This window comes from Catenulispora pinisilvae (genome assembly GCF_015356865.1).
Lineage (GTDB): Bacteria > Actinomycetota > Actinomycetes > Streptomycetales > Catenulisporaceae > Catenulispora > Catenulispora pinisilvae.
On record NZ_JAAFZA010000057.1, the window covers coordinates 20,590 to 44,420 of the forward strand.

The window sequence follows — 23,831 nt, forward strand, 5'->3', positions numbered from 1 at the left end:
AGAAGCTAACGACGAGTCAGGTATCGGTCAAGAGACAGACCGAGCCGGCCGTTCCGCAAGCGGTTGACAGCGATCATCGAGATCTGGGGTACGCGTGACAGACGAAGCAACGTTCTCCTGGGGCCACGCGGCGCTGCGCGTCGATTTCCACGTCGACACACAGCGCCGCGTCCGGATCGTCGGAGTGGGCCCGGACGGTCCGGTCGATCCCTCCGACGGGCTGCCCCTGGTCGAAGTACTCGTCGCCGGGCACGGACGGTGGGCGGCCGCCGAGCGCGCCACCGGGACCGTGTTCGGCGAGCGCCTGGCATATCAGCGTCATGAGGAGTCCCGCGAGGGCGGATGGCTGTGCCTGCGCGTCGATCTGGCGGATCCGGACACCGGGCTGACCGCCCAGGTGCATCTGCGCACCCCCGACGGCGTCAGCGCGGTGCAGAGCTGGGTCCGGTTGGCCAACCGGGGCGAGCAGAGCCTGGTCGTGGAGTCGGTCACGTCCATGATTCTGGGCGGCATCGCCGACGGCGACGGCGGGGTGGCGGGGCTGGACGTCTGGCACGCCGACAACGAATGGCTGGCCGAAGGCCGCTGGCAGCGGCGCGCGCTGCGCGAGGTGCTCGTCGACATGAACTTCGGCCGGCACCGCCAAGAGGCGCGCAGCAGCTTTTCGCGGACCAGCCAGGGGACCTGGTCGACGGGGCGTCACCTGCCCATGGGGGCGCTGACCGCCCGCGACAGTGGACGGACCCTGATGTGGCAAGTGGAAAGTCCCGGGGGATGGCGCTGGGAGGTGGGGGAGTACACGGGAATCGCGTACGTCGCGCTGCTGGGACCGACCGACCGCGACCACCAGTGGCACCAGGGGCTCCATCCCGGTGGCGAATTCACGACGGTCCCCGCGGCGGTCGCCATCGGTGCTTCAGGGGACGGCGGCGACGGGTTCGCCGAGGCGACTGCGGCCATGACCGCCTATCGCAGGGCTCTGCGGCGCCCGCATCCGGACCACGCCGACCTCCCGGTGATCTTCAACGACTACATGAACACCGTGATGGGCGACCCGACGACTGAGCGTCTGCGGCCCCTGATCGACGCCGCGGCCGAGGCCGGTGCGGAGTACTTCGTCATCGACGCGGGTTGGTACGCCGGGTGGGAGGGGTGGTGGAACACGGTCGGGGAGTGGGAGGAGTCGGCGGTCCGCTTCCCCGGCGGCCTGATCGAGGTCGTGGACCGGATCAGGGCCCGGGACATGGTTCCCGGACTCTGGCTGGAACCCGAGGTGGTAGGCGTGCGCAGCCCGCTGGCCGAGACGCTGCCCGACGCCGCGTTCTTCCAGCGTGCCGGTGAGCGTGTCGTCGACAACGGCCGGTATCACCTCGACCTTCGCCACCCGGCCGCGGTCGGACACCTCGACGCCGTGGTCGACCGGCTCGTGGCCGACTACGGGGTCGGCTATCTCAAGCTCGACTACAACGTGAACCCCGGCCCGGGCACCGACCTGCCCACCGGCGATCCCGGCGCGGGCCTGCTCGGCCACGAACGAGCGTTGCTGGCCTGGCTCGACGGCGTCCTAGACCGCCACCCCGGGCTGACGCTGGAGAACTGCGCCTCCGGCGCCATGCGCAGCGACTACGCGATGCTGTCCCGTCTCCAACTCCAGTCGACCAGCGACCAGCAGGAGCACTACCGCTACCCGTCGATCGCCGCCGCGGCGCCGGCCGCCATCGCCCCGGAGCAGGCTGCGAACTGGGCGTATCCGCAGCCTGATTTCAGCGATGCCGAGAACGCCTTCGCGTTGTGCAACGCACTGCTCGGCCGCTTCTACCTCTCAGGGCACTTGGATCGGATGACGCCGGAGCAGCACGCCCAGGTCGCCGACGCGGTCGCCGTCTACAAACGGATCCGTACGGACATTGCGGCCTCTGTGCCGTTGTGGCCGCTGGGACTGCCGGGCTGGACAGACCCTTGGATCGCGCTGGGGCTGCGCGGCGCGGCGACGACCTACGTGACTGTGTGGCGCCGTCCCGGGGAGGAGTCCGCCGCCGGGCAGACGCTGCTCATACCGCATCTCAAGGGCCGTGATGTCGATGTCAGCGTCCTGTTCCCGCAAGACCCGAAATGCTCGATCGGCTGGATCCCGGGGACAGGTGAGCTGACCGTGCAGCTCCCTGAACCCGGGACCGCCTGCCTCATCGCGATCGGGTGAGGGTTTCTCGGGTCAGACCGCGACGATCGACCACGCGTTGTTCGGGCTGGAGTTCGGGCTCCACAGCACCGTGGCGGCACCGGCCGTCGTGCTCCCCGCGCCGTCCAGCGCGGTGCCGGTGCCGCGGTTGACGATGTGGTAGAGCCCGTTGCCGGCGCTGTTCAGGCTCCACTGCTGGTTGTTGCCGCCGTTCCACGCCGCCTGGCGGGCCGGCGCGCCGTTGGCGGTGTCGCCCCAGCTGTCGGCGACCATGCCGTTGGTGTTGTTGACGATCCGGAAGTAGCCACCGCCGAGCGGGACCAGCTGCCATTGCAGGTTGGTGCTGCCGTTGTAGCTCCACTGCTTCAGGTCCGAGCCGGAGGCGACGCCGCCGCCGCTGTCCAGGACCAGACCGCTGGCGGCGTTGGCGATCTTCGCCCAGCCGGTCGGGACGGGCCCGGCGCCCAGGGCCGGGATCTGCCCGGAGAACGTCAGCTTGACCGTGTAGGCCAGGGCGTTGAAGGGTGCGGTGGACGACGGCATCGTGAAGTGCAGGCCGCCGGCGTCCTGAACCGGCGAGGGCAGGTTGGTGTATGTCCCCGCCGTGTTGTTCAGCAGCTGCGCGGAGACCAGGGTGCTGAGGTTGATCTGGTTGGAGTTCAGGGTGGTCACGGTCATCGTGCCGCCCTGCCAGCCCAGGGCCGTGGCGTACAGGACGGTGTTGTCCTTGCTGCGGGTGAAGCGGACATCCAGCGGCGTGCCGGCCTTGGGACCGGAGAAGGATCCGCCGCCCATGGCGGTCGGGCCCTCGCCGTACGAGCTCCACGAGCGGGTGGCGTAGATCGCCTCGCCGAAGCGGCCGAGCCAGTCGCCGATGCCGAGCAGGATGGCCTGCTGGCCGGAGGGGATGGTGCCGTCGGCCATCGGGGCGATGTTCAGCAGCATGTTGCCGCCCTTGGCCACCCGGTCGATGAGCGCGTGCAGCAGCGCCTGGGTCGTGTAGTAGCCGATCCCGACGGTGTAGCACCAACTGGAGGAGGAGATGGAGTCGTCGGTGAGCCAGTACGGGGTGAGCAGGCCGTCGGGACCGCCGCGTTCGAAGTCGAAGACCTCGCCGGAGGTGTCGAAGCCGTCCTTGTAGGTGGCCACGACGTCCTTGTTCCAGGCCACGGCCTGGTTGTAGTAGTACGCCAGGAAGGCCAGGCGTTCGGACTCCTGGACGTTGCTCAGGTCGAAGTCCTGCCAGATCATGTCCGGCTGGTAGCCGTTGATCACCTCGACCAGTTTGGCGAACCACAACTGGTTCTCCGCCGTGGAGCCCATCTGTCCGTACAGCTTCTGCAACGTCGCCGTGGACTGCTGCGGCACGTATTGGTAGTAGCCGAGGAAGTGGTAGGCGTGGTGCAGGGACGTCATGAACTTCAGGCCCTGCGCGCGGATCGCCTGGGCGTGCAGGCTCACCAGGTCCAGCCCCGGGCCGGTCTTCACCGAGTTCCACTCGTTGGCCTGGCTGTTCCACATCGAGTAGCCGTCGTGGTGCTCGGCCACGGGGCCGGCGAACTTCGCGCCGGCGGCCTTGAACAGCTGAGCCCACGCGTTCGGGTCCCAGCCGCCGCCGGCCGAGGTCAGCTTGGGCGCGAACTTCGTGAAGTTGCCCGCCTTGTCGTTCGCCCCGAGTATGAAGTTGTGGTACGGCCACACCGACGGGTCCCCGTAGGTCGCGATGTGGTGCTGGTTCTCGATCGAGCCCGGGTTGTACATGTTGCGCGGATACCACTCGCTGCTGAAGGCCGGGACGGAGAAGGCGCCCCAGTGGTAGTAGATCCCGAACTTGGCGTCCTGGAACCACTCCGGCGTCGCCGGGTGCTGATCCACGGAGGACCAGGATGCCGTGTAGCTCTGCGGGCCGCCGGTGGCCGAGGCCGCCGGCGCGAAACGCAGCAGGCCGAACGCGGCGGCCGCGCCCGCGCTTCCGGCGGTGAGGAGAGTGCGGCGGCTGATGGGGAAGCGGGAGGAGGGCATTCGACGTCCTTTCGACGTGGCGGGAGCCTCCGGCGAGGTCAGTGCTCGATGGGTACTGGATCAGGAGGGGGCCGGGGCGGCGATCCCTCAGCGCCGCCCCGGCGTTTGGGGGGAGCCTTAGCTGAGGGTCCATTGCTGGTTGCTCTGGCCGTTGCAGGTCCAGAGTTGGGCGAGGGCTCCGTCGGCGGTGGAGGCTCCGCTTACGTCGAGGCAGAGTCCTGATTGGACTCCGGTGACGGTGCCGTTGGAGTTGAGGGTCCACTGCTGGTTGGTCTGGCCGTTGCAGGGCCAGATGATGACTTTGGTGCCGTTGGCAGTGCCCTTGCCGTTGGCGTCGAGGCAGTCGGTGGTGCCGGAGTCGGTGACGGCGAGCTCACCGGTGGAGTTGTGCGCGAACGTCTGGTTGCTCTGGCCGTTGCAGTCGTAGATCTGCACCTGCGTGCCACCGGTCGTGGTGGCGTTCGGCACGTCCAGGCACTTGCCCGCGCCGACCGCGTGCAGCGCGCCGCCGGGCGGCGGTGCCGGTGCCGAGTAGCCGGCGCCGGTGATGGTCGCCTGGACCGCGTTCTCGGTCGCGTCCGTGGGGAAACCGGTCGTGACGGCGCCCTCGAAGAACTCGCCCTGGCCGCCGTTGCTGTTGTCGCCGCCGGTGCCCAGTTCGACGTCCGGCTGTACCTTCATCGGGCTGTAGTTGTTCGGTAGTGGCCCTGAATACGTCGTCGCGAGGCCGCCGGTGGTCGCGTCCCCGTTTTTCAGAGTGAAGTTCGACGTCCCGTTGTTCTTCTCCAACGCGGTCACGAACGGATGGTTCACGCCGGGGTTGTTCGAGGTGTTCGGGCCGGTGTTGGTGCTGTACATGCCGTTCTCCAGGTCGGCCTCCACCCATGGCCCCGGTCCGGTACAGCCGCCGAACCAGCACGCGTTGCCCCACTCGATCGCGTTCATCGTCGCGTTGCCGTCGTCACTGTGGTCGGTCTCGGCGCTGCCGAAGTCGAAGCAGCACTGCGAGTTGTAGTAGCTGGATGAGGTGACCATGTAGACCCCCTCCGGCTGCGATCCGGTGGGCAGGCCGGCGGTGTTGTCGATGCGGTAGCCGACACCGGGATGGACCTTGACGCCGAAGACCTGGTGGCCGTCGACGGTCTCCGGCAGGGCCATGGCGTCCGCGCCGACGTCCGAGCCGTTCGGACCCGGGCCCTTCCAGAACCCGCCCGACGAGATCGGCATGTCGTTGTGGTGGGACGTCTGGTCGTAGAGCTTCGTGATGGTGCACGACGTGCCGGCGCAGAACGAGACCTGCGCGGCGCCGTTGGCGTAGCCGCCGGCGGCCAGCAGGCCGACGTCCGTGCGGCTGCTGTCCGACGCGCGCTGTATCTGGTAGAGCGGCCCGTCGTACGAGGCGGAGAGCGCACGCACGGTGCTGTACGCGGCAGCGCAGGGCGTACCGCCGCTGGCGTAGACGTCGCAGGGCAGCGACGTGGCGGCGCGCGCGGTCGTCGCCCCGACCTGGATCCCGGCCACGGCCAGGATGGCCGCGAACGCGAGCATCAGCACCGGGCGCAGGGGTCTGCGGACTCCTGTGAGGATGGATCTGAACACTGTTTCACCTCCGAGATGTGACGGTTCTCGAATCGATTCGATGAAGCCTTCTGGAAAGCCGGAGCCTCAGCTGAGGGTCCATTGCTGGTTGCTCTGGCCGTTGCAGGTCCAGAGTTGGACTAGGGCTCCGTCGGCAGTGGAGGCTCCGCTCACGTCGAGGCAGAGTCCTGATTGGACGCCGGTGACGGTGCCGTTGGAGTTGAGCGTCCATTGCTGGTTGGTCTGGCCGTTGCAGGGCCAGATGATGACTTTGGTGCCGTTGGCAGTGCCCTTGCCGTTGGCGTCCAGGCAGTCGGTGGTGCCGGAGTCGGTGACGGCGAGCTCACCGGTGGAGTTGTGGGTGAAGCTCTGGTTGCTCTGGCCGTTGCAGTCGTAGATCTGCACCTGCGTGCCACCCGTGGTGGTGGCGTTGGGCACGTCCAGACACTTACCGGCACCCACCGCGTGCAGCGCACCACCGGAAGAACCGGTGCTGCTGGTGGAGTATCCGGCTGCGACGATGTTGGCCTGGACGGCGTTCTCAGTCGCGTCTGAGGGGTAGCCGGAGGTCATGACGCCTTCGTAGAAGGTGCCGTCCGAGCCTCGGCTGTTGTCGCCGCCGGTGCCCAGGATGATGGCGCCCTGCTTGCGCATCGGGTTGTAGCCGGAGACGTTGGGGCGCGGGCCGGAGTAGAACGTGGACAGGCTTCCGGATTGCGCGTTGCCACCGCGGATGGCCCACTGGTTCGCGGTGCCCTTGATGATCGCGGTCGTGAACCGGTCGCTGATGCTGGGGTCGTTGGCGTTGTAGCCGGCGTTCTGTCCGGAGTACAGGCCGTTCTCCATGTCGGCCATGATCCACGGGCCGTTTCCGGAGCCGTAGCCCCAGACCCGGATGTTCCCGAAGTAGATGGCTTCCATGGTGCCGTTGCCGTCGTCGTTGTTGTTGGTCTCGGCGTTGCCGTAGTCGAAGCAGCAGCCGCCGTTGTAGTGCGAGCCGTCGAAGATCGCGTACTCGCCCTCGGCGTTGTCACCGGTGGCGATGCCGTTGGTGGAGTCGTCGCGGTAGCCGGTACCGGCCGGGATGAACACGCCGTAAGCCTCGTGCCCGCTCAAGGTGACCGGAGCGGCGGTGGCGACCGCGAGGTTGTCCGCGCCGGGCGCGGCGCCGCCGCCGAGCGCCTGGGTGAGGTTGTTGCCGCGTCCGGACTGGTCGTAGATCACGGTGATCACGCAGGTCGTGTTCGCGCAGAAGGAGTCCTGGGCGGCGGCGTTCGCGAAGCCTCCCGCGCTCAGCACGCCGATGTTCGTCGTGGCGTTGTCCGAGGACCGCCGCACCTGGTAGAGCGAACCGTTGTAAGTGCCGTACAGCGCGCGTGTGGTGCTGTGCGCGGCCACGCACGGCGTGCCGCCGGAGGCGTAGATGTCGCAGGGCCCGGTGGTCGCGGCGCGGGCCGGAGTGGCGTTGGCCATCCCGGTCGCCACGGCGCCGGCCACGAGGAGGACCGCCGCGGCGAGAAATGTTAGCGCTCGCAATCGGTGGCGAACCGGTGGACTTCCGGATAGCGCTGCGCTGTGTGTCATCTGAGCTCCTAGAACGCGACTCTTTCGGATGAGGGGCGCTGCCCTCCGACGCCCTCGGCTGCCGGTCCGGAGCGGCGGAATGTTAGCGCTAACATTTCGGCCCGCGGCCAGCGCTCGGCAGAGCGGATGTCGCGGGGGTGTCTCGGCGCTAGACGGTGCTGCACGTTGTGTGTTCTGTCAAGAGCTCTCTGATGACCAGTCAAGTTGTTTCGGCGGAGCTACGAAACTTTCGCAGTTTCTTGACACCGCGCCCGCCGCGGGCTTTCGTGGGAGTCACAGCTTCGCCCACCACGGATGCCGGGCCGATTGTCGCGAGCTGTTCCCCAGTCCTGTCCGACCAGCGGAGTTCTTGATGATCCAGAGCAGAATCCCGGCACGTCGCGGCCTGGCCCGCGGCCTGGCCATGGCGGCCGCGGTCGCCTTGGCGGTCCCGGCCGCCGCGGCCCTCACCGTCCAGCCGGCCGCCGCGGCGACGTCGCTGCGGAGCTTGGCCGAAGCGCAGAACCGGTATTTCGGCACGGCCCTGGCCGACGGCGGCCTGAGCGGCACGATCGCGAACGTCGCCAGCGCGCAGTTCGACATGGTCACGCCGGTGAACGAAATGAAGTGGGACACGATCGAGCCCTCGAACGGGTCCTACAACTTCGGTCCCGGCGACCAGATCGTCTCCTGGGCCCAGAGCAACAACCTCCGCGTGCGCGGCCACAACCTCGTCTGGCACAGCCAGCTGCCCGGATGGGTCAGCGCTCTGCCGTCGAATCAGGTCCAGGGCGCCATGGAAGCGCACATCACCACCGAGGCGACGCACTACAAGGGCAAGGTGTATTCCTGGGACGTCGTCAACGAACCCTTCAACGACGACGGCTCGCTGCGCCAGGACACGTTCTACAACGCCATGGGCTCGGGCTACATCGCCGACGCCATCCGCACGGCGCACGCCGCCGACCCGAACGCCAAGCTCTACCTGAACGACTACAACATCGAGGGCGAGAACGCCAAGAGCAACGCCATGTACAGCCTCGCGCAGTCGCTGCTGGCGCAGGGCGTGCCGCTGAACGGCATCGGCTTCGAGAGCCACTTCATCCTCGGGCAGATACCGTCCGACATGCAGGCGAACATGCAGCGCTTCGCCGCTTTGGGCCTGGACGTGGCGGTGACCGAACTCGACGACCGGATCCAGCTCCCGGCCAGTTCGGCCAACCTCCAACAGCAGGCCTCGGACTACACCGCGGTCGTCAAGGACTGCCTCGCCGTCAGCCGCTGCGTCGGGATCTCCCAATGGGGTGTGGGAGACCCCGACTCCTGGATTCCCGGGACGTTCTCCGGATGGGGCGCGGCCACGATGTATGACCAGAACTACCAGCCCAAGCCCTCCTACAACGCCACGGTGAGTGCTCTCGGCGGAACACCCGGCGGCGGTTCTTCCGGTGGTGCGCTGCACGCGGTGGGTGCCGGTAAGTGTCTGGACGTGCCCAACGCCACCACCACGGGTGGCACGCAGGTGCAGATCTACGACTGCAACGGCCAAAGCAACCAGAGCTTCACCCACAACTCCACCGGTGAGCTCGCCGTCACCGACTCCGGGACCACCGACTGCCTGGACGCCAACGGCAAGGGCACTACCAACGGCACCAAAGTCATCATCTGGCCCTGCAACGGCCAGACCAACCAGCAATGGACCCTCAACTCCAACGGCACCATCACCGGCGTCCAATCAGGACTCTGCCTCGACGTAAGCGGAGCCTCCACCGCCGACGGAGCCCTGGTCCAACTCTGGACCTGCAACGGCCAGACCAACCAGCAATGGACCCTCAGCTGAGAACTTTCGGGTAGGTCTGTGAGAGCGCGCCCGGCCGACTGAGGCCGGGCGCGCAAATCGATTGGGCCCGGTGCGGCCTGGCTCGTCACGGCCGTACACTTCGGATCACCGATCGATTCGACCTGCCGACCGCGGAGAGCCATGAACATCGGAGAGGTAGCGCGCCGCTCGGGGGTGGCGCGCAGCACCGTGTCGTACGCGCTCAGCGGCAAGCGCCCGGTCTCGGACCAGACCCGGCGGCGGATCCAGCAGGTGATAGACGAACTCGACTACCGCCCCAGCGCCACGGCCCGCGCGCTGAAGGAGGGCCGGACCCGCACGGTGGGCCTGGTGATCCCGCCTGCCGATGCCCGGCTGACGTCTATGCAGCTGGGCTTCGTCGCCAGCGTCGTGGAGGCCGCGGCCCGGGTCGACCTCGACGTTCTGCTCTCGCCGTCCGGCGGCGACCATGACGGCTCGTTCGAGCGCTTGGTCGGAGGGCGGCGGGTGGACGGCGTGATCCTGATGGAGATCCGGCTGCGGGATCCGCGCGTCGCCAGCCTCGCGCAGACCCAGACGCCGTTCGTGACCATCGGCCGGGTCGCCGAACCGGACGGGACGTGGTGGGTCGACGTGGACTACGCGACGCTGGTCGGCCAGTGCGTCGAGCACCTGGTCGACCTCGGTCACCGGCACATCGCGCTGGTCAACCGGCCGGCCGGCATGGTGGCCGCCGGCTACGGCCCCGGCCGGCGGGCGCGGGAGGGGTTCGCCGAGGCGGTCGGCCGGCGCGCGGTGAGCGGATCAGAGTTCTGCTGCGAGGACGATATCGCCGGCGGCGAGCGCTGCGTGGCGGAGATCCTGGCCGCCCGCCCGGCGACGACCGCGATCGTCACCGTCAACGAGGCGGCGTTGCCGGGTGTCCAGCGCGGGCTGGAGCGAGCGGGCCACGAGATCCCGAGGACGTTCTCCATCGCCGGGGTCGCGGCGGACCAGTGGGCTCAGGAGTTCCGCCCGCCGCTGTCCGCCGCCGACGTCCCGGCACTGGAGATGGGCGCCATCGCGATGGACCTTCTTGTCGAGCGCCTCGCCGACCCGGACGCGCCCGCCCGGCACCGGCTGTTCGTGCCGCCGATCTCGCTGCGCGGCAGTACGGGCCCGGCGCCGCGGCCGTCGGCGCGGCCGGCCTTTTTGCGGCCGACCTCGCCGACTTGGCTCAGGGAAACAGCCGAGGATTGAACGTCAGCGCCGGTACCGCGTTCGCGGCGAGGGTGAGCGCCTCGGCGGGCCACCAGGCGCCGGCCGCCGGATCCACCGTGCCGCCGTACTCGGGGTCGCCGGGGCCGGCGGTGCCGCGGGTGCAGCTGCCGTCGGACTCGCCGATCGTCTTGATGTAGAGGTAGGCGTCGACGAGCGCCACACCGGTGGCGGCGGTGGGTTCGGCGCCGATCCCGCGGCCGGGCGGATTGCACCAGACCTGGGGGTCGCCGGTGTACTTGCCCGGTGTCGGGGTCCAAGCACCCTGACCGTCGCGGCTGGTGTCCACGACGAAGTGGGTCAGCTGCCCGGCCGGGGGCGTGCCGACGTTCTGGTCGTACCAGGCGTCCGTCCAGTGCCAGGTACTCGGGTCGGTCGGGGACACCGCGTCGCCGGGCTTCCCGTCGTTCGGCGCGGCCGAGGAGTAGTACTGGCTGGCGCAGTAGTCGGTGTGCCCGGCCGCCCATGCCGGACCGTCGGTGGCGAACCACACGCACTGGGAGATCCAGGTGCCGTAGTGGTCGCTCTGGTCGGTGGGCTGGTAGTTGGACACGTTCAGGAAGAAGCCTTGGGCCTGGCTGACGCCGGCCTGGATCAGGCGCTGCGCCATGTCTCCGACGGAGTGCCACTGGCTGTTGCCCGCATCGAGGTAGACGACCGTCTGCGGCTTGGCTTCGAGCGCGGATACGGCGTACTTGATGTCGGCGATGCGCCCGGCGGTCAGGGCACCGGTCGGATCGGTGGTGGCGCTACAGTCCGAGGGCAGGTTCGCCAGCGCGTCGGGCTCGACGATCACCACGGCCCGGCCGGCGCCGACACCTTGGGCGAACGCTGATATCCATTGCTGGTAGGCGGCATCGGACGCCGCGCCGCCGGCGGAGTACTGGCTGCAATCGCGCAGCGGGATGTCGTAGGCGACCAGCACCGGAACGGCGCGCTCGGCCGCGGCGGTCCGGACGGTGGCCTGGACCTGGCTGCGGACCTGGTCCGGCGTGCCGCCGGTGAACCAGGTCGCCTCCGGCCAGGTGGCCAGCTTCGCCATGGCCGCGGCATCGGTGAGGTCGCCTTGGTGCAGATCGGTCAGTGCTTGGCGGGCGGCCTCGTTGTCGGGGGTGACGGCGAAGCGCGTGTCCGGCGGCAGCGTGTGGCCGGCCGGCGCCGGGGCGGCGGCGGATGCGACGACTGACGTGGCGTCCGAGGCGGTGGCGGCGGGGCTGACGGTCGCGGCCGTGCTCACCGCCAAGCCTACGGCGAGTAGGAGTCCTACGGTTCTGGGCAGCATGATTCCCCACTGTCGGCGAGGGTCGGTTCCCGCACTGTCCATGCGTGTCGCGACCCCGTCAACGCGCCGGTCCGGGCCGCTCCGGACCTGCTGCTCAAGGCGGCGTCGGGGCCGGCCGGCGATGAAAGTTTCACGGCCGCCGGTTTCGCCGATGTTTCCGGGCAGCTTCGCTGACAAGCGGTTTCGTGCCCGGCGCCGGATGGCGCGTCGGGTGCGCCGGTTGCCGGGCCGGTGTTCGTGTCCTGTAGTGAACACGACCGACCACAGACCGCGCAGACAGGAGTCGCCATGCGCCGAATCAGCCTTCGACGCTTGCCCGGATACAAGGCGGCCGGAGCCCTGCTCGCGGCGCTGATCATGCTCGTCGCCATGACCGCCGCCCAGCCGGCGACCGCGGCGTCCAAACCGACCGCGGCGGCGTCCAAACCGGCTGCGGCGGTACCCGAGCCGGCCGCGGCGGCCGGCGCCGGCTACTGGCACACCAGCGGCCGCGACATCCTGGACTCGGCCAACCAGCCGGTCCGCATCGCCGGCGTCAACTGGTTCGGCTTCGAGACGAACAACTACGTGGTCCACGGGCTCTGGACCCGCGACTACAAGTCGATGATGGACCAGATGAAATCGCTGGGCTACAACACGATCCGGCTGCCCTACAGCGACGACATCTTCAAGCCCGGCACCATGCCGAACAGCATCAACTTCTACCAGATGAACACCGACCTGCAGGGCCTGACCTCGTTGCAGGTGATGGACAAGATCGTGGACTACGCCGGCGCCATCGGGCTGAAGGTGATCCTGGACCGGCACCGGCCGGACTCCAGTGGGCAGTCAGCTCTCTGGTACACCCCGACCGTCCCGGAATCCACCTGGATCAATGATCTGACAGCGCTGGCCACCCGGTACCAGGGGAACCCGACGGTGGTCGGGATCGACCTGCACAACGAACCGCACGACCCGGCGTGCTGGGGCTGCGGGGACGTCACGATCGACTGGCGGCTGGCCGCCGAACGGGCCGGGAACGCGGTGCTGGCGGCGAACCCGCACCTGCTGATCTTCGTCGAGGGCGTGCAGACCTACAACGGCAGCTCCTATTGGTGGGGCGGGAACCTCCAGGGGGCCGGCGCCTATCCCGTGGTTCTGAACGTCCCGAACCAGCTGGTGTACTCGGCCCACGACTACGCCACCAGCGTGGCCAGCCAGCCGTGGTTCACCGACCCGTCCTTCCCGGCCAACATGCCGGGGATCTGGGACAAGAACTGGGGCTACCTGTTCGAGACGAACACCGCGCCGGTCTGGGTCGGCGAGTTCGGCACCACCCTGGCCTCCACCACCGACCAGGTGTGGCTCAAGGCCCTGGTGTCCTACCTACGACCGACCGGTACTTACGGCGCCGACTCCTACCAATGGACCTTCTGGTCCTGGAACCCGGACTCCGGCGACACCGGCGGCATCCTGAACGACGACTGGACCACGGTCGACACCGTCAAGGACGGCTACCTGGCCACGATCAAGGCGCCGGGGTTCGGCGGCGGCGGGGGAGGAGGGGACTCCACGCCGCCCACGGCCCCGACTGGTGTGGCGGCAACCGTGAGCACGTCCACCTCGGTCGCGCTGTCCTGGACGGCCTCGACCGACAACGTCGGCGTCACCGGCTACGACGTCTATCGCGGCGGTGTGCTCGCCGGTACCACGACCGGCACGACGTTCACCGACACCGGGCTGAGCCCTTCGACCGCCTACACCTACACGGTCAAGGCGTTCGACGCGGCCGGCAACCTGTCGCCGGCCTCGGCCCCGGCGACCGCGACGACACAGGGCGCCGGAGCCGACTCCGGCTGCACCGCGGCGTACGCGGTGACCAACCAGTGGAACAACGGCTTCACGGCCACCGTCACGATCACCGACACCGGGACCGCGGCCACCCGCGGCTGGCAGGTCGGCTGGACGTGGCCGGGCGGTCAGCAGGTCACCAACGCTTGGAACGCGACCGAAGCCCACAGCGGGCAAAGCGAAACCTTCACCGCGGTGAGCTCCGACGCGGTCATCGCACCGGCGGGCACCACTTCCTTCGGCTTCCAGGGGAGCTACAGCGGTGCCAACCCGGCGCCCACTCCGGTGTGCACAGCGAGCTGACGAGTCACAGGAGCTGGCGAATCACAGACCCAGGCGGTGTGCGGGGTCGGCCACGGCGGACAGTGTGACCTTCGACGGGTCCATGAGGGGAACTGTCCGCCAGGCCGCTTCGAAGGTGCCGCTCCGCAGATCGCAGATGATGCGGAGCTTGTGTGGCGTCAGTGTGAACTGCAAGTGCACGGTCACGGTGTCCGCATCAGTCTTGGCGGCGCGCGCCGCAATGTGCCCCGCGATCGGCCAGGTACCGGTGGCCAAAGGCAGGGTCGTGGTGGTGCCGTCCTCCTCATGCAGCGTCAGTGTCCGCGGCCCGAGGGTGACCCGTTGCAGGAAACGCAGATCCGAGCGGGCAGCGGTGAATTCGCTGTCCGGGATCTCTTCTCCGTCCGGGAACGGTAGGTGGAGTCCGGTCAGCCGTCGGCTGAGCTCCGCGTCGGACGCCGCCGGACCCTCGCGGTCGAAAGCGGGCAGCAGGTGGGTCCATACCGCGTCGAGCACGGCTTGCATGTCATGGGTTTCGGAGGTCATGGCGAGGACCGCGTCTTGTTCGGGCAGGATGACGCAGTACTGGCCGTATGCGCCGTCGCCGCGATAGCCGTGGCGGCACATCCAGAACTGGAAGCCGTACCCCTTGGCCCAATCCGACTCCGAGTCGCCGCCGCCGCTGTTGTCCACGTGCGCGCGGGTGGCTTCGGCGACCCATTCCGGCGCCAGCAACTGTTGCCCGTCCCAGGATCCGCCCTGAAGGTACAGCTGCCCGAGCCGTGCCACGGCCTCGGTGGTGGCGTGCAGACCGGCGAAACCGAGGTCTCGTCCGGCCGGGTGCCGTAGCCAGAACACCTCGCCGATCCCCAGCGGCTCGAACAGCCGAGGCCGCAGGTACTCCACGAGCGACTGTCCGGCCACGCGCTGGATGATCGCGCCGAGGGCGAAGGTGCTGGACTGGCTGTAGGCGAAGGTGACGCCAGGGGTGCCGTCCGGCGGTTCGAGCAGGAAGCCGCGCACCGGTTCGTCCGGGTCCGCGGTCAGGGCCCGGTCCCATTGCTCGGTGCTGTGTCCGGCGGACATGGACGCGACGTGCCGGACCAGGATCGAGCGGCTCGCCGGATCCGTGACCTCCGCGTCCAGCTCCGGAAAATAGGAGATGACCGGGGCGTCGAGGTCCAAGAGCCCCTCGGCCCAGGCGAACCCCGCCGCGGTGGAGGTGAAGAGCTTGCTCAGCGAGTACAGGTGATGGAGTTCGTCCGGGGTGTACGGAGCCCACCAGCCCTCTGCGATCACCTGGCCGTGGCGCAGCAGCATGACGCCGTGCGGCTCGATCCCGGGCACACCCTCGATCGCGTCGAGGAAGGCGATGACGCCGCGGGCGTCAGTGGCTTGGGCGGAGGGCGCAGAGCGCGGAAGGGGCGCCATCGGGGCTCCAGTCAGAGATCGTTGATGCGGTGGGGACTATACCGGTCTGGTCCTGAACCCTTCTTCCGCGCCGGAAGACATGGGATGCATTTCCTTCCCAGTCATGGGATGTCGCTGTTACGCTGCCGCGCATGTCCCTGTCCGACAAGGCGATCACCCGTATCCGGGAGCTCATCGTGTCCGGCGAGCTGCCGCCGGGATCCCGGCTGCCTCCGGAACAGCAGCTCGCCTCAGAGCTGGGGCTGTCCCGGAACCTGACGCGCGAGGCGGTCAAGGCGCTGGTGGTGGCCCGGGTGCTGGAGATCCGGCGCGGCGACGGGACGTATGTGACCAGCCTTGAGCCGGCGGTCCTGCTCGAAGGGCTCGGCGCGGCCTTCGAACTGCTCCAGGGCGACACCCAGCTGGAACTATCCGAGGTGCGCAGGCTCTTCGAGCCGATCGCCACCGGTGTGGCCGCCGCGCGGATCACCGCCGCGGAGCTCGGCGAGGTCCAGAGCCAGCTGGCGGCGATGCGCGCGGCCAAGGACGACGTGGAACTGCTCAACCGGCACGACGCCGCGTTCCACCGCGCAGTGTTCGCCGCGACCGGCAACCAGACCCTCGCCTCCCTGCTGGAGGGCATCTCCAGCCGCACCGTGCGGGCCCGGATCTGGCGCGGTCTGGTCGACGACGCCGTCGCCGACCGCACCATCGCCGAACACCAGGCCATCTACGACGCGCTCGCCGCCGGCGACGCGGCGCTGGCCGAGGCCGCGGCCCTGATGCATATCAGCGCCACGCAGAACTGGTTCCGCGACCGCCTCGCCGACCACCAGGACGAGGACGAGGCGTGAGACGAAGCGTGAGACTTGACCGGCATGTCGCCAAGCCGACATCGACAGCCCTGAGCTTGAATTCGAACTTGAGCTTGAGCGGCCAGCGGAACGTCGTCGGGCAGCCCTGATGCCCCGCATCGACGCCCACCACCATCTGTGGAAGCTGGGAGACCGGCCACAGGGCTGGCTCGACGGACCGGACACGGCAGCCATCCGCCGGGACTTCACGCTCACCGACCTGCGCGCCGCGACGACGGCCGCCCGGATCGACGGCACGATCCTGGTCCAGGTCCTGCCCGACCTGGACGAGACCTGGGACTTCCTGACCCTGGCCGCCGGCTCCGATCTGGTGGCCGGGGTGATCGGCTGGGCCGATCTCACCGCCGGGCCCATCGCCGACGTCCTGGACGCGCTCGGCTCGGTGACCGGCGGGGACAAGCTCGTCGGAATCCGGCACCTTGTCCAGGCCGAGTCTGATCCCGCGTGGCTGAACCGGCCCGACGTCCGCCGGGGACTGAGCGCGGTCGCCGAGGCGGGCCTGGTCTACGACCTGCTCACCGTGCCGCATCAGCTCCCCGCCGCGATCGACACCGTGCGCGCCCTGCCGGAGCTGACGTTCGTGCTGGACCACCTGTCCAAACCGCCGATCGCCTCGGGCCAGACGGAGCCTTGGGCTTCGCGGCTGCGGGAGTTGGCCGCCGAGCCGAACGTCTACTGCAAGCTGTCCGGCATGGTCACCGAAGCCGACCGTTCCCGGTGGCGGATCGCCGATCTGCGGCCGTACGCCGACACCGTTCTGGAGGCCTTCGGCCCGTCCCGGGTGATGTTCGGCTCCGATTGGCCGGTCTGCCTGCTCGCCGCCACCTATGACGAAGTCTGCGACGCGGCCGAGAGCCTGACCGCGCACCTGAGTTCCGATGAGCGTGCCGACGTCTTCGGCGGTACCGCGGCCCGCGCCTACTGGCTGCCGGCGGTACCGGCGGGGCCGGAATGAGAGTCCGGCTCGCGTACGGCGAATCAGGCCTCGATATCGACGTGGATCCGGCGGTGACCACGGTCGTCGAACCCGTCCACCACAAGGCGGCGGCCGACCAGAGCGCTGTCCTGCTGGCCGCGCTGCGCGACCCGGTAGCCGGACCGCCCCTGCGCGAGCGCGTGCGCCGCGGCCAGACCGTCGCCATCTCGGCCTGCGACGGCACCCGGCCGCAGCCCCGGCACCTGATGATCCCCGCGATCCTGGCCGAACTGGACGGCGTGGTCCGGCCCGAGGACGTGGTGATCCTGGTCGCCACCGGCACCCACCGCGGCAACAGCGACGCCGAGCTGCGGCGGATGTTCGGCGACGAGGTCGTGGACGGCGTCCGGATCGTCAACCACGACGCCCGCGATCCGGGGCAGCTCGCCTGGATGGGCACCTTCGGCGCCGGCGTCCCGGTCTGGCTGAACCGGGAATGGGCCGAGGCCGACGTCCGGATCACCACCGGCTTCGTCGAGCCGCACTTCTTCGCCGGGTTCTCCGGCGGGCCCAAGCTGGTCGCCCCGGGGCTGGCCGCGCTGGAGACCGTCCTGGTGCTGCACGACGCCTCCCGCATCGGCGACCCCCGCGCCGCCTGGGGCGTCATCCACGGCAACCCGGTCCACGACGACGTGCGCGCCATCGCCGAGGCCACCGGCGTCACCTTCGCCTTCGACGTGGTCCTTAACCGGGAGCAGGAGATCGTCGCGGCCTTCGGCGGCGACCTGTCGCCGATGCACGCCGCGGCCACCGCGCTCGCGCGCCGGACCGCGATGCGGGCGGTCGAGGCGCCGTTCGACGTCGTGGTCACCACCAACTCCGGCTTCCCGCTGGACCAGAACCTCTACCAGGCCGTGAAAGGCATGTCCGCGGCGTACCAGGTCGTCAAGCCGGGCGGGACGATCGTCTGCGCCGCCGAGTGCCGCGACGGCTTCCCCGACCACGGCTCCTACCGCGAGGTCCTGGCCTCGGCGGCGTCGCCGCGGGCCCTGCTCGACGCCATCAGCGCCCGGGCCGAGACCGTCCCCGACCAGTGGCAGGTGCAGATCCAGGCGCGCATCCAGTCGGGAAGCCGCGTCGTCATGCACACATCCCATCTCAGTGACGCCGATCTCGCGACCGCGCACCTGGAACAGACCGCTGACATCTCCGCCACCGTCGCCGAAGCGCTGGCGCGCGCCGGAACAGGTGCGCGGCTGTGTGTGCTGCCCGAAGGCCCGCAGACCATTCCCTACCTCGCGGACGCGGTGTCGTGAGCGGGATACTCGATCTCGGATTCGCCCGGCTGGATCTCGGCCGCGAGCAGCGGCAAGGGCTGCCCGAGGTGGTCTACGGCCCCGGCAAGACCGCGGAGCAGATCGCCGAGATCGCGAGGGCTCTGCTCGACGGCAACACCGGCCCGGTGCTGGTGACCCGCATCGAACCCGAGACCGCCGAGGCGGTGCTCGACCGGGTGGCGGAGGCACTGGCCGCCTCGGCAGGCCCCGCCAGCCCGGCGGCGGCACCGAACGCGGTGCTCGGGCACTACGACGCCGAGGCGCGGTTGCTCGTATGGAGGCCGGCGAGCAGCCGGGACTTCCGGGTCGCGGTCGTCGCGGCCGGAACCTCCGATCGCCCGGTCGCCGTGGAGGCCGCCGCGGTCGCGACCGCGATCGGGCTGGACGTCACCGCCGTCCACGATGTCGGCGTCGCCGGGCTCGACCGGATCCTCCAAGTCCGCGACCGACTGCGGTCCCAGGACGCGGTGATCGTCGTCGCCGGGATGGAAGGGGCACTGGCCAGCGTGGTCGGCGGTCTGGTGCGCTGCCCGGTGATCGCGGTCCCGACCTCCACCGGCTACGGCGCGGCCCTGGAAGGGGTCACCGCGTTGCTGGCGATGCTCACCTCCTGCGCGGCCGGCATCACCGTGGTCAACATCGACTCCGGGTTCGGCGCCGCGATGGCCGCCCACCGGCTCGCCCGCGTCCTGGAGGACCGCCGGTGATCTGCTGGATCAACCCCTTCACCGGCCTGGCCGGCGACATGCTGCTCGCCGCGCTCCTGGCTGCCGGAGCCCCGATCGAGCCGGTCCGGGCCGCCATCGCGGCCACCGGGCTGACCGGCTGGGAACTGACCACCGAGCGGGTCAGCGACCACGGTCTGGCCGCCACCCGCGTCCACGTCCGCGTCACCGATCACGCCGCCGAACGCCGCGCCGCCGAGCTCATCGCGCTGGCCTCGGCGGCCGTGCCCCAGCCGGTCGCGGCGCGCGCCGTCGCGGCGTTGCGGGCGATCGCAGAGGTCGAAGCCCGCATCCACGGCACCGATCCGGCCTCCGTGCACCTGCACGAGCTCGGCGGCCACGACACGATCGTGGACGTCGTCGGCGTCGCGGCCGCCATGCACGCGCTCGGCGTCGACGACGTCGTGTGCGCGCCGCTCCCGCTGGGCACGGGGCGAGTCAGGAGTGCCCACGGCCTCATCCCGGCTCCCGCTCCGGCGACGCTGGCTCTGCTCACCGGGGCCGCGGTCATCGGCACTGATATCCCCGGTGAGACCGTGACCCCGACCGGCGCGGCGCTGCTGCGCGCGCTCAACACGCGCTTCGATCCGGTGCCGGCCATGACGGTGCGCGCCACCGGCTACGGCGCGGGCACGCGCGCTCTCCCCGACCGGCCGAACGTCGTCGCCGTGACCCTCGGCGAGCGGCTGCGCGGCGGTGGCGACGGCGACGGTGAGGTCGTGACCGTCCTGGAGACCAACCTGGACGACGTGACCGGCGAGGTCCTCGGCCACGTCATCGCCCGCTCGCTGGAGGCCGGAGCCCTCGACGCGTGGGCGACCCCGGCGGTCATGAAGAAGGGCCGGCCCGGCCACGTCCTGCACCTGCTGGCCCGGCCCCAGGACTGCGACGCGCTGCAAGAGCTGCTGTTCGCCGAGACCGGCACCCTCGGCGTCCGCCGCGGCACCGTCGATCGCACGGTGCTGCCGCGGTGGTTCGAGACCGTCCACATCGACGGCGTCCCGGTCAGTGTGAAGCACGGCCCGCACGGCGCCAAACCAGAGCACGACGACCTCGTCGCCGCCGCCGGTCGGCTGGGGCTCCCGCTGCGTGCCGTCGCCGAACGCGCGATGCGACTTTCATCAGGGAGTGCCGCGTGAGCGCCGCAGACACACTGCTCGACATCATCGGCGGCTACGGCCGCCTCGCGGTCGCCTACTCCGGCGGCGCCGACTCAGCCCTGGTGCTAGCGGCCGCCGTGCGGGCGCTCGGGCCCGGCGACGTCCTGGCCGTCACCGCGGTCTCGGAAAGCCTCGCGTCCGGAGAGCTCGACCCGGCCCGGGCGTTCGCCGAATCGCAAGGCGTGCCACACCTGACGCCCCGCACCCACGAGCTGCGCAGCGCCGGCTACCGCGCCAACGGCCAAGACCGCTGCTACTTCTGCAAGTCCGAGGTCTTGGACACCATCGTCGCCCTCGCCGCCGAACACGGCTTCACCCAGGTCGCCACCGGCACCAACGCCGACGACGCCGCGGACCCGTTCCGCCCGGGGATCGCCGCCGGCCGCGAACGCGGAATCCGCACCCCGCTGCTGGCGGCCGGACTCACCAAGACCGAGGTGCGCGACATCAGCCGGATGCGGTCGCTGCCCACCTGGGACAAACCCGCCACCCCGTGCCTGGCCAGCCGCATCCGCCACGGCATCGAGGTCACGCCGCACCGGCTGGCGCGCGTCGACCGCGCGGAGACCGCGTTGCGCGCGGTGTTGGCGCAGGCCCGCATCCCGGTCACCGACCTGCGGGTGCGCGACCTCGGCACGGCGGCGCGGGTCGAGGTGCCCGCCGCCGACGTCCAGGCGGTCGCGGCGCTGGCCGGAGTCCGGGAAGCAGTCGAGGCGGCGGGGTTCGAGGCCGGCAGCATCGAGGTCAGCGCGTTCCGTTCTGGACGGCTCAATGAGGGCTGACCGCGTCCGCGGGTTCGATGTCGATGCGATGGGAATCCCTGTCGGACTCGCCTGCTGACTGGCATGGTCGAAGCGCTTCGACCCCTTTCGTCGAACATTTGGTGGCTGTTCGATGACTGATTCTTTACCGATCCGGCCTTTGTGAGTGTCTTGACTCGCAGATGTGACAGGCCGATTATTCGAAGCGCTTCGACTTTCATCCGCACCATTTCCCGGACCGGAGGCTTCGCCATGGCAAAACTCCTCCCACTGTTCAAGCGCCGGAGCGTGCTTGTGCTCACCGCAGTGCCCGCCGCGGTAGCGACCGTCGCGCTGGCGGCCGGGCCCGCGCAGGCCGCCACGTGGTCCTCCTCGGACAAGTACGCGTCGTGGAACAACAACGGCTACACGCTCTACAACGACGTGTGGGGCGGCGGCGCCGGGCCGCAGACGATCTGGGCCAACTCCGCCGCCAACTGGGGCGTGTGGTCGAACCAGCCGAACACCGGCGGCATCAAGTCCTACCCCAACGTCAGCAAATGGGTCGGCACGCCCATCAACTCGCTCAAATCCGTCACGTCCGGCTACTCCGTCTCCGTGCCGTCCTCCGGCGCCTTCGAGAGCGCTTACGACATCTGGGACTCCTCGAACGCCGACGAGATCATGGTGTGGCTCAACAAGACCGGCGCCATCGGCCCGATCGGCTCCTACGTCACGAACGTCTCGGTCGGCGGCTACAACTTCAACGTCTACAAGGGCGACAACGGCTCCAACAACGTCTACTCCTTCCTCAACACCGGCTACTCCACCTCCGGCACGGTCGACATCCTCTCCGTCCTGAAGTGGCTGGAGAACTCCGAGCACTGGATCGGCAACGTCACCCTCGGCAACGTGCAGTTCGGCTGGGAGATCACCTCTTCGAGCGGTGGCATGAACTTCCAGGTGAACAACTACTGGGTATCCGCCTCCTGATGCCCAAGGTCAGCTGATCGTCCACTGCTGATTGGCCTGGCCGTTGCAGGTCCACAGCTGAACGGGTGTCCCGTCGGCGGTGGCGGCGCCTGTGACGTCCAGGCACAGCCCGGACTGCACGCCGGTGATGGTGCCGTTGGAGTTGAGCGTCCATTGCTGGTTGGTCTGGCCGTTGCAGGACCAGATGATCGCCTTGGTGCCGTTGGCGGTGCCCTTGTCGTTGGCGTCCAGACACATCTGGCCGCTGCCGGTGTAGACCGTCAGCTGGTTGGCGCCGGTGTGCGTGAAGACCTGGTTCGCGGCGCCGGAACAGGGGTTGATGTCCAGCTGCGTGCCGCCGGTGGTGGAGCTGCCCGGGACGTCCAGGCACTTGCCGGCGCCGACGGCGTGCACCTCACCGGGGCTCGACCCGCCGCTGGTCCCCCCGGCGACGCGGAACATGACGGTTCCGTGTCCCGGGACGGAGGCACTGATCGTGCTCGTGGTCGTCGACGCCGCGCCGGTCCACAGGTCGGTCAGCGTGTAGCTGCTCGCGCCGCTCTTGCCGATGGCCGCGGCCGAGGTGGAGATGGTCGCGGTGCCGCTGTTCTCGTTGAACAGCGCGACGGAGACGTCGCCGTTGGCCAGCGGCTTGGCCAGCACGTCCAGGCCACCGGAGGAGGAGACCTCTGTGCCCTGCTTGCCGAGGGAGTCCTGGTCGACGGCGATCACCCGGGAGTTGGTGAGGATGCCGAGGGTCGTGGAGTTGGCGTTGGCGATGTTGGTCCCGGAGATCAGGGGAGCGGCCATCTCCGACCACAGGCTGAACTCGCTGCGGTCCTCGGTGGCGGACATGCCGTTGCCGACCTCCAGCATGTCCGGGTCGTTCCAGGCGCCGGGGCCGGCGTAGGAGGCCAGGCCCACGTTGCCGTGGAAGTTCGAGAGCATGCTGCCGAAGCTGGCGTTGATGTCACCGGTGGTGCGCCAGGAGTTCCCGACGCCCGCGCCCCAGGACCACGGGTTCTGGAAGCCCCAGTCGCACAGGCTGAACAAGATCGGCCGGCCGGTGGCGGCCAGCGCGTCGCGCATCGTGGTGTAGCGGCTCTGGGCGCTGGGTCCGCCGTTACTGGTTTGATTGACGCCGTCGGAGTAGCAGTTGTCGTACTTCAAGTAGTCCACGCCCCAGGACGCGAACGAGTTCGCGTCGGTCTGCTCGTGCCCCAGACTGCCCGGGAAGCCGGCGCAGGTCATGGTGCCGGCGTCCTCGTAGATACCGAGTTTCAGGCCGAGGGAGTGGACGTACGCGGCGGTGCCGGAGATCCCGTCGGGGAACTTGGCGGGGTCCGGGACCAGATGCCCGGAGGCGTCGCGGTTGTGGGTGAGCCAGCAGTCGTCGATATTGACGTACTGGTAGCCGGCCGCCTGCATACCGTCGTTGTGCATGGCCAGCGCCGTGGACTTGATCAGCGACTCGGACACGTTGCAGCCGTAGGCGTTCCAGTCGTTGAACCCCATCTGCGGGGTCAGCGCCAGCGAATTGTTCAGCGCGTGCGCGGGTTGCGCCGCGCCGAGGGCCAGAAGCGGTGCGGCGACAAGTGACACGGCGACGGCCACGGTCGCTCGCCACCCCCGCCGCAGGCTTGTTCGCAAGTTGTTCCGGTTCATGGGGCGCCTCCGGTGCGGGCAACGAAATGTTAGCGCTAACAATCCTCACGCCGACGTAGACGCTGCATCGGTCAGTGTGCTGTGTCAAGGGTCGATGAACGGAGCCTCACCTGGATGTCCACGGCTATCTGAAAGTTTCGCTCCCACCGGGCGACCCGCGTGCCAGGGCAGCTGCCGGTCTGACGAGTCGTGACCTGCGTCGTCTGGCCCGCCGCCGCT

The 23,831-nt window shown here is 69.4% G+C and carries 17 protein-coding genes; 11 read left to right on the top strand and 6 right to left on the bottom strand.

Translation table 11 applies throughout. The features are described 5' to 3' along the window. Positions 1-94 precede the first annotated feature (94 nt). Positions 95-2,200 carry an alpha-galactosidase gene (locus tag IZR01_RS53325; protein WP_194924459.1) on the top strand — a complete coding sequence of 702 codons (2,106 nt, stop codon included), beginning with the start codon at positions 95-97 and terminating at the stop codon, positions 2,198-2,200. 12 nt (positions 2,201-2,212) lie between these two features. On the opposite strand, the gene IZR01_RS17940 is transcribed toward IZR01_RS53325, so the two are convergent. The 3 genes from IZR01_RS17940 to IZR01_RS17950 form a co-directional block, all read right to left on the bottom strand. Beyond that, a complete protein-coding gene (locus IZR01_RS17940; RefSeq protein ID WP_194924460.1) occupies positions 2,213-4,201 on the bottom strand; it encodes an alpha-L-fucosidase in 1,989 nt (662 codons plus the stop codon). Between the two features lie 117 nt (positions 4,202-4,318). Beyond that, positions 4,319-5,749, bottom strand: a complete 1,431-nt coding sequence (locus IZR01_RS17945) for an arabinofuranosidase catalytic domain-containing protein (RefSeq protein WP_194924476.1) — start codon at positions 5,747-5,749, stop codon at positions 4,319-4,321. A gap of 117 nt (positions 5,750-5,866) precedes the next feature. Continuing rightward, a complete protein-coding gene (locus tag IZR01_RS17950; protein WP_228559683.1) occupies positions 5,867-7,363 on the bottom strand; it encodes an arabinofuranosidase catalytic domain-containing protein in 1,497 nt (498 codons plus the stop codon). 352 nt (positions 7,364-7,715) lie between these two features. On the opposite strand from IZR01_RS17950, the gene IZR01_RS17955 reads away from it, so the two are divergent. Both IZR01_RS17955 and IZR01_RS17960 read left to right on the top strand, forming a co-directional pair. Beyond that, a complete protein-coding gene (locus IZR01_RS17955) occupies positions 7,716-9,182 on the top strand; it encodes an endo-1,4-beta-xylanase (RefSeq protein ID WP_194924461.1) in 1,467 nt (488 codons plus the stop codon). 141 nt (positions 9,183-9,323) lie between these two features. Next, positions 9,324-10,400 (top strand): LacI family DNA-binding transcriptional regulator, encoded by a 1,077-nt coding sequence (locus IZR01_RS17960; RefSeq protein WP_194924462.1) that lies wholly within the window; start codon positions 9,324-9,326, stop codon positions 10,398-10,400. Here the strand turns inward: IZR01_RS17960 and IZR01_RS17965 are convergent. Then, positions 10,378-11,700: a glycoside hydrolase family 6 protein gene (locus IZR01_RS17965; RefSeq protein WP_194893768.1), complete on the bottom strand. Its 1,323-nt coding sequence runs from the start codon at positions 11,698-11,700 to the stop codon at positions 10,378-10,380. The genes IZR01_RS17960 and IZR01_RS17965 overlap by 23 nt on opposite strands. A 357-nt stretch (positions 11,701-12,057) precedes the next feature. Here IZR01_RS17965 and IZR01_RS17970 point away from each other — a divergent pair, with 357 nt between their 5' ends. Further along, the gene (locus IZR01_RS17970; RefSeq protein WP_194924478.1) at positions 12,058-13,833 is read left to right on the top strand and encodes a cellulase family glycosylhydrolase; all 1,776 of its coding nucleotides are present in this window, start codon (positions 12,058-12,060) and stop codon (positions 13,831-13,833) included. 21 nt (positions 13,834-13,854) lie between these two features. Here IZR01_RS17970 and IZR01_RS17975 read toward each other — a convergent pair whose 3' ends face one another. Next, on the bottom strand, positions 13,855-15,243 hold the full coding sequence (locus tag IZR01_RS17975) for a serine hydrolase domain-containing protein (RefSeq protein WP_194924463.1): 1,389 nt from the start codon (positions 15,241-15,243) through the stop codon (positions 13,855-13,857). 131 nt (positions 15,244-15,374) lie between these two features. Here IZR01_RS17975 and IZR01_RS17980 point away from each other — a divergent pair, with 131 nt between their 5' ends. The 7 genes from IZR01_RS17980 (at position 15,375) to IZR01_RS18010 (ending at position 21,968) form a co-directional block, all read left to right on the top strand. Then, complete coding sequence (locus IZR01_RS17980; protein WP_194924464.1) at positions 15,375-16,076, top strand: FadR/GntR family transcriptional regulator; 702 nt, start codon at positions 15,375-15,377, stop codon at positions 16,074-16,076. Positions 16,077-16,185: 109 nt separating this feature from the next. After that, positions 16,186-17,052, top strand: coding sequence for an amidohydrolase family protein (locus IZR01_RS17985; RefSeq protein WP_194924465.1), 867 nt, complete (start codon positions 16,186-16,188; stop codon positions 17,050-17,052). Then, positions 17,049-18,329: a nickel-dependent lactate racemase gene (larA, locus tag IZR01_RS17990; RefSeq protein ID WP_194924466.1), complete on the top strand. Its 1,281-nt coding sequence runs from the start codon at positions 17,049-17,051 to the stop codon at positions 18,327-18,329. The genes IZR01_RS17985 and larA overlap by 4 nt, the downstream gene beginning before the upstream one ends. Next, on the top strand, positions 18,326-19,057 hold the full coding sequence (gene larB / locus IZR01_RS17995) for a nickel pincer cofactor biosynthesis protein LarB (protein ID WP_194924467.1): 732 nt from the start codon (positions 18,326-18,328) through the stop codon (positions 19,055-19,057). Before larA ends, larB begins: the two co-directional genes overlap by 4 nt. Further along, on the top strand, positions 19,054-20,214 hold the full coding sequence (larC, locus tag IZR01_RS18000) for a nickel pincer cofactor biosynthesis protein LarC (RefSeq protein WP_194924468.1): 1,161 nt from the start codon (positions 19,054-19,056) through the stop codon (positions 20,212-20,214). Before larB ends, larC begins: the two co-directional genes overlap by 4 nt. After that, positions 20,211-21,017 carry an ATP-dependent sacrificial sulfur transferase LarE gene (gene larE, locus IZR01_RS18005; RefSeq protein WP_194893776.1) on the top strand — a complete coding sequence of 269 codons (807 nt, stop codon included), beginning with the start codon at positions 20,211-20,213 and terminating at the stop codon, positions 21,015-21,017. The genes larC and larE overlap by 4 nt, the downstream gene beginning before the upstream one ends. 231 nt (positions 21,018-21,248) lie before the next feature. Beyond that, positions 21,249-21,968, top strand: a complete 720-nt coding sequence (locus IZR01_RS18010; protein ID WP_194924469.1) for a GH12 family glycosyl hydrolase domain-containing protein — start codon at positions 21,249-21,251, stop codon at positions 21,966-21,968. A 9-nt stretch (positions 21,969-21,977) separates the two neighbouring features. Here the strand turns inward: IZR01_RS18010 and IZR01_RS18015 are convergent, their stop codons facing one another. Continuing rightward, positions 21,978-23,612, bottom strand: a complete 1,635-nt coding sequence (locus IZR01_RS18015; protein WP_194924470.1) for a glycoside hydrolase family 27 protein — start codon at positions 23,610-23,612, stop codon at positions 21,978-21,980. Positions 23,613-23,831: the final 219 nt, after the last annotated feature.

Coding starts and splice junctions, on each gene's coding strand:
- IZR01_RS17940 (WP_194924460.1), bottom strand. CDS start 4,201: ATGCCCTCCTCCCGCTTCCCCATCAGCCGCCGCACTCTCCTCACCGCC.
- IZR01_RS17945 (WP_194924476.1), bottom strand. CDS start 5,749: ATGCTCGCGTTCGCGGCCATCCTGGCCGTGGCCGGGATCCAGGTCGGG.
- IZR01_RS17950 (WP_228559683.1), bottom strand. CDS start 7,363: ATGACACACAGCGCAGCGCTATCCGGAAGTCCACCGGTTCGCCACCGA.
- IZR01_RS17955 (WP_194924461.1), top strand. CDS start 7,716: ATGATCCAGAGCAGAATCCCGGCACGTCGCGGCCTGGCCCGCGGCCTG.
- IZR01_RS17960 (WP_194924462.1), top strand. CDS start 9,324: ATGAACATCGGAGAGGTAGCGCGCCGCTCGGGGGTGGCGCGCAGCACC.
- IZR01_RS17965 (WP_194893768.1), bottom strand. CDS start 11,700: ATGCTGCCCAGAACCGTAGGACTCCTACTCGCCGTAGGCTTGGCGGTG.
- IZR01_RS17970 (WP_194924478.1), top strand. CDS start 12,058: ATGCTCGTCGCCATGACCGCCGCCCAGCCGGCGACCGCGGCGTCCAAA.
- IZR01_RS17975 (WP_194924463.1), bottom strand. CDS start 15,243: ATGGCGCCCCTTCCGCGCTCTGCGCCCTCCGCCCAAGCCACTGACGCC.
- IZR01_RS17980 (WP_194924464.1), top strand. CDS start 15,375: ATGTCCCTGTCCGACAAGGCGATCACCCGTATCCGGGAGCTCATCGTG.
- IZR01_RS17985 (WP_194924465.1), top strand. CDS start 16,186: ATGCCCCGCATCGACGCCCACCACCATCTGTGGAAGCTGGGAGACCGG.
- larA (WP_194924466.1), top strand. CDS start 17,049: ATGAGAGTCCGGCTCGCGTACGGCGAATCAGGCCTCGATATCGACGTG.
- IZR01_RS18010 (WP_194924469.1), top strand. CDS start 21,249: ATGGCAAAACTCCTCCCACTGTTCAAGCGCCGGAGCGTGCTTGTGCTC.
- IZR01_RS18015 (WP_194924470.1), bottom strand. CDS start 23,612: ATGAACCGGAACAACTTGCGAACAAGCCTGCGGCGGGGGTGGCGAGCG.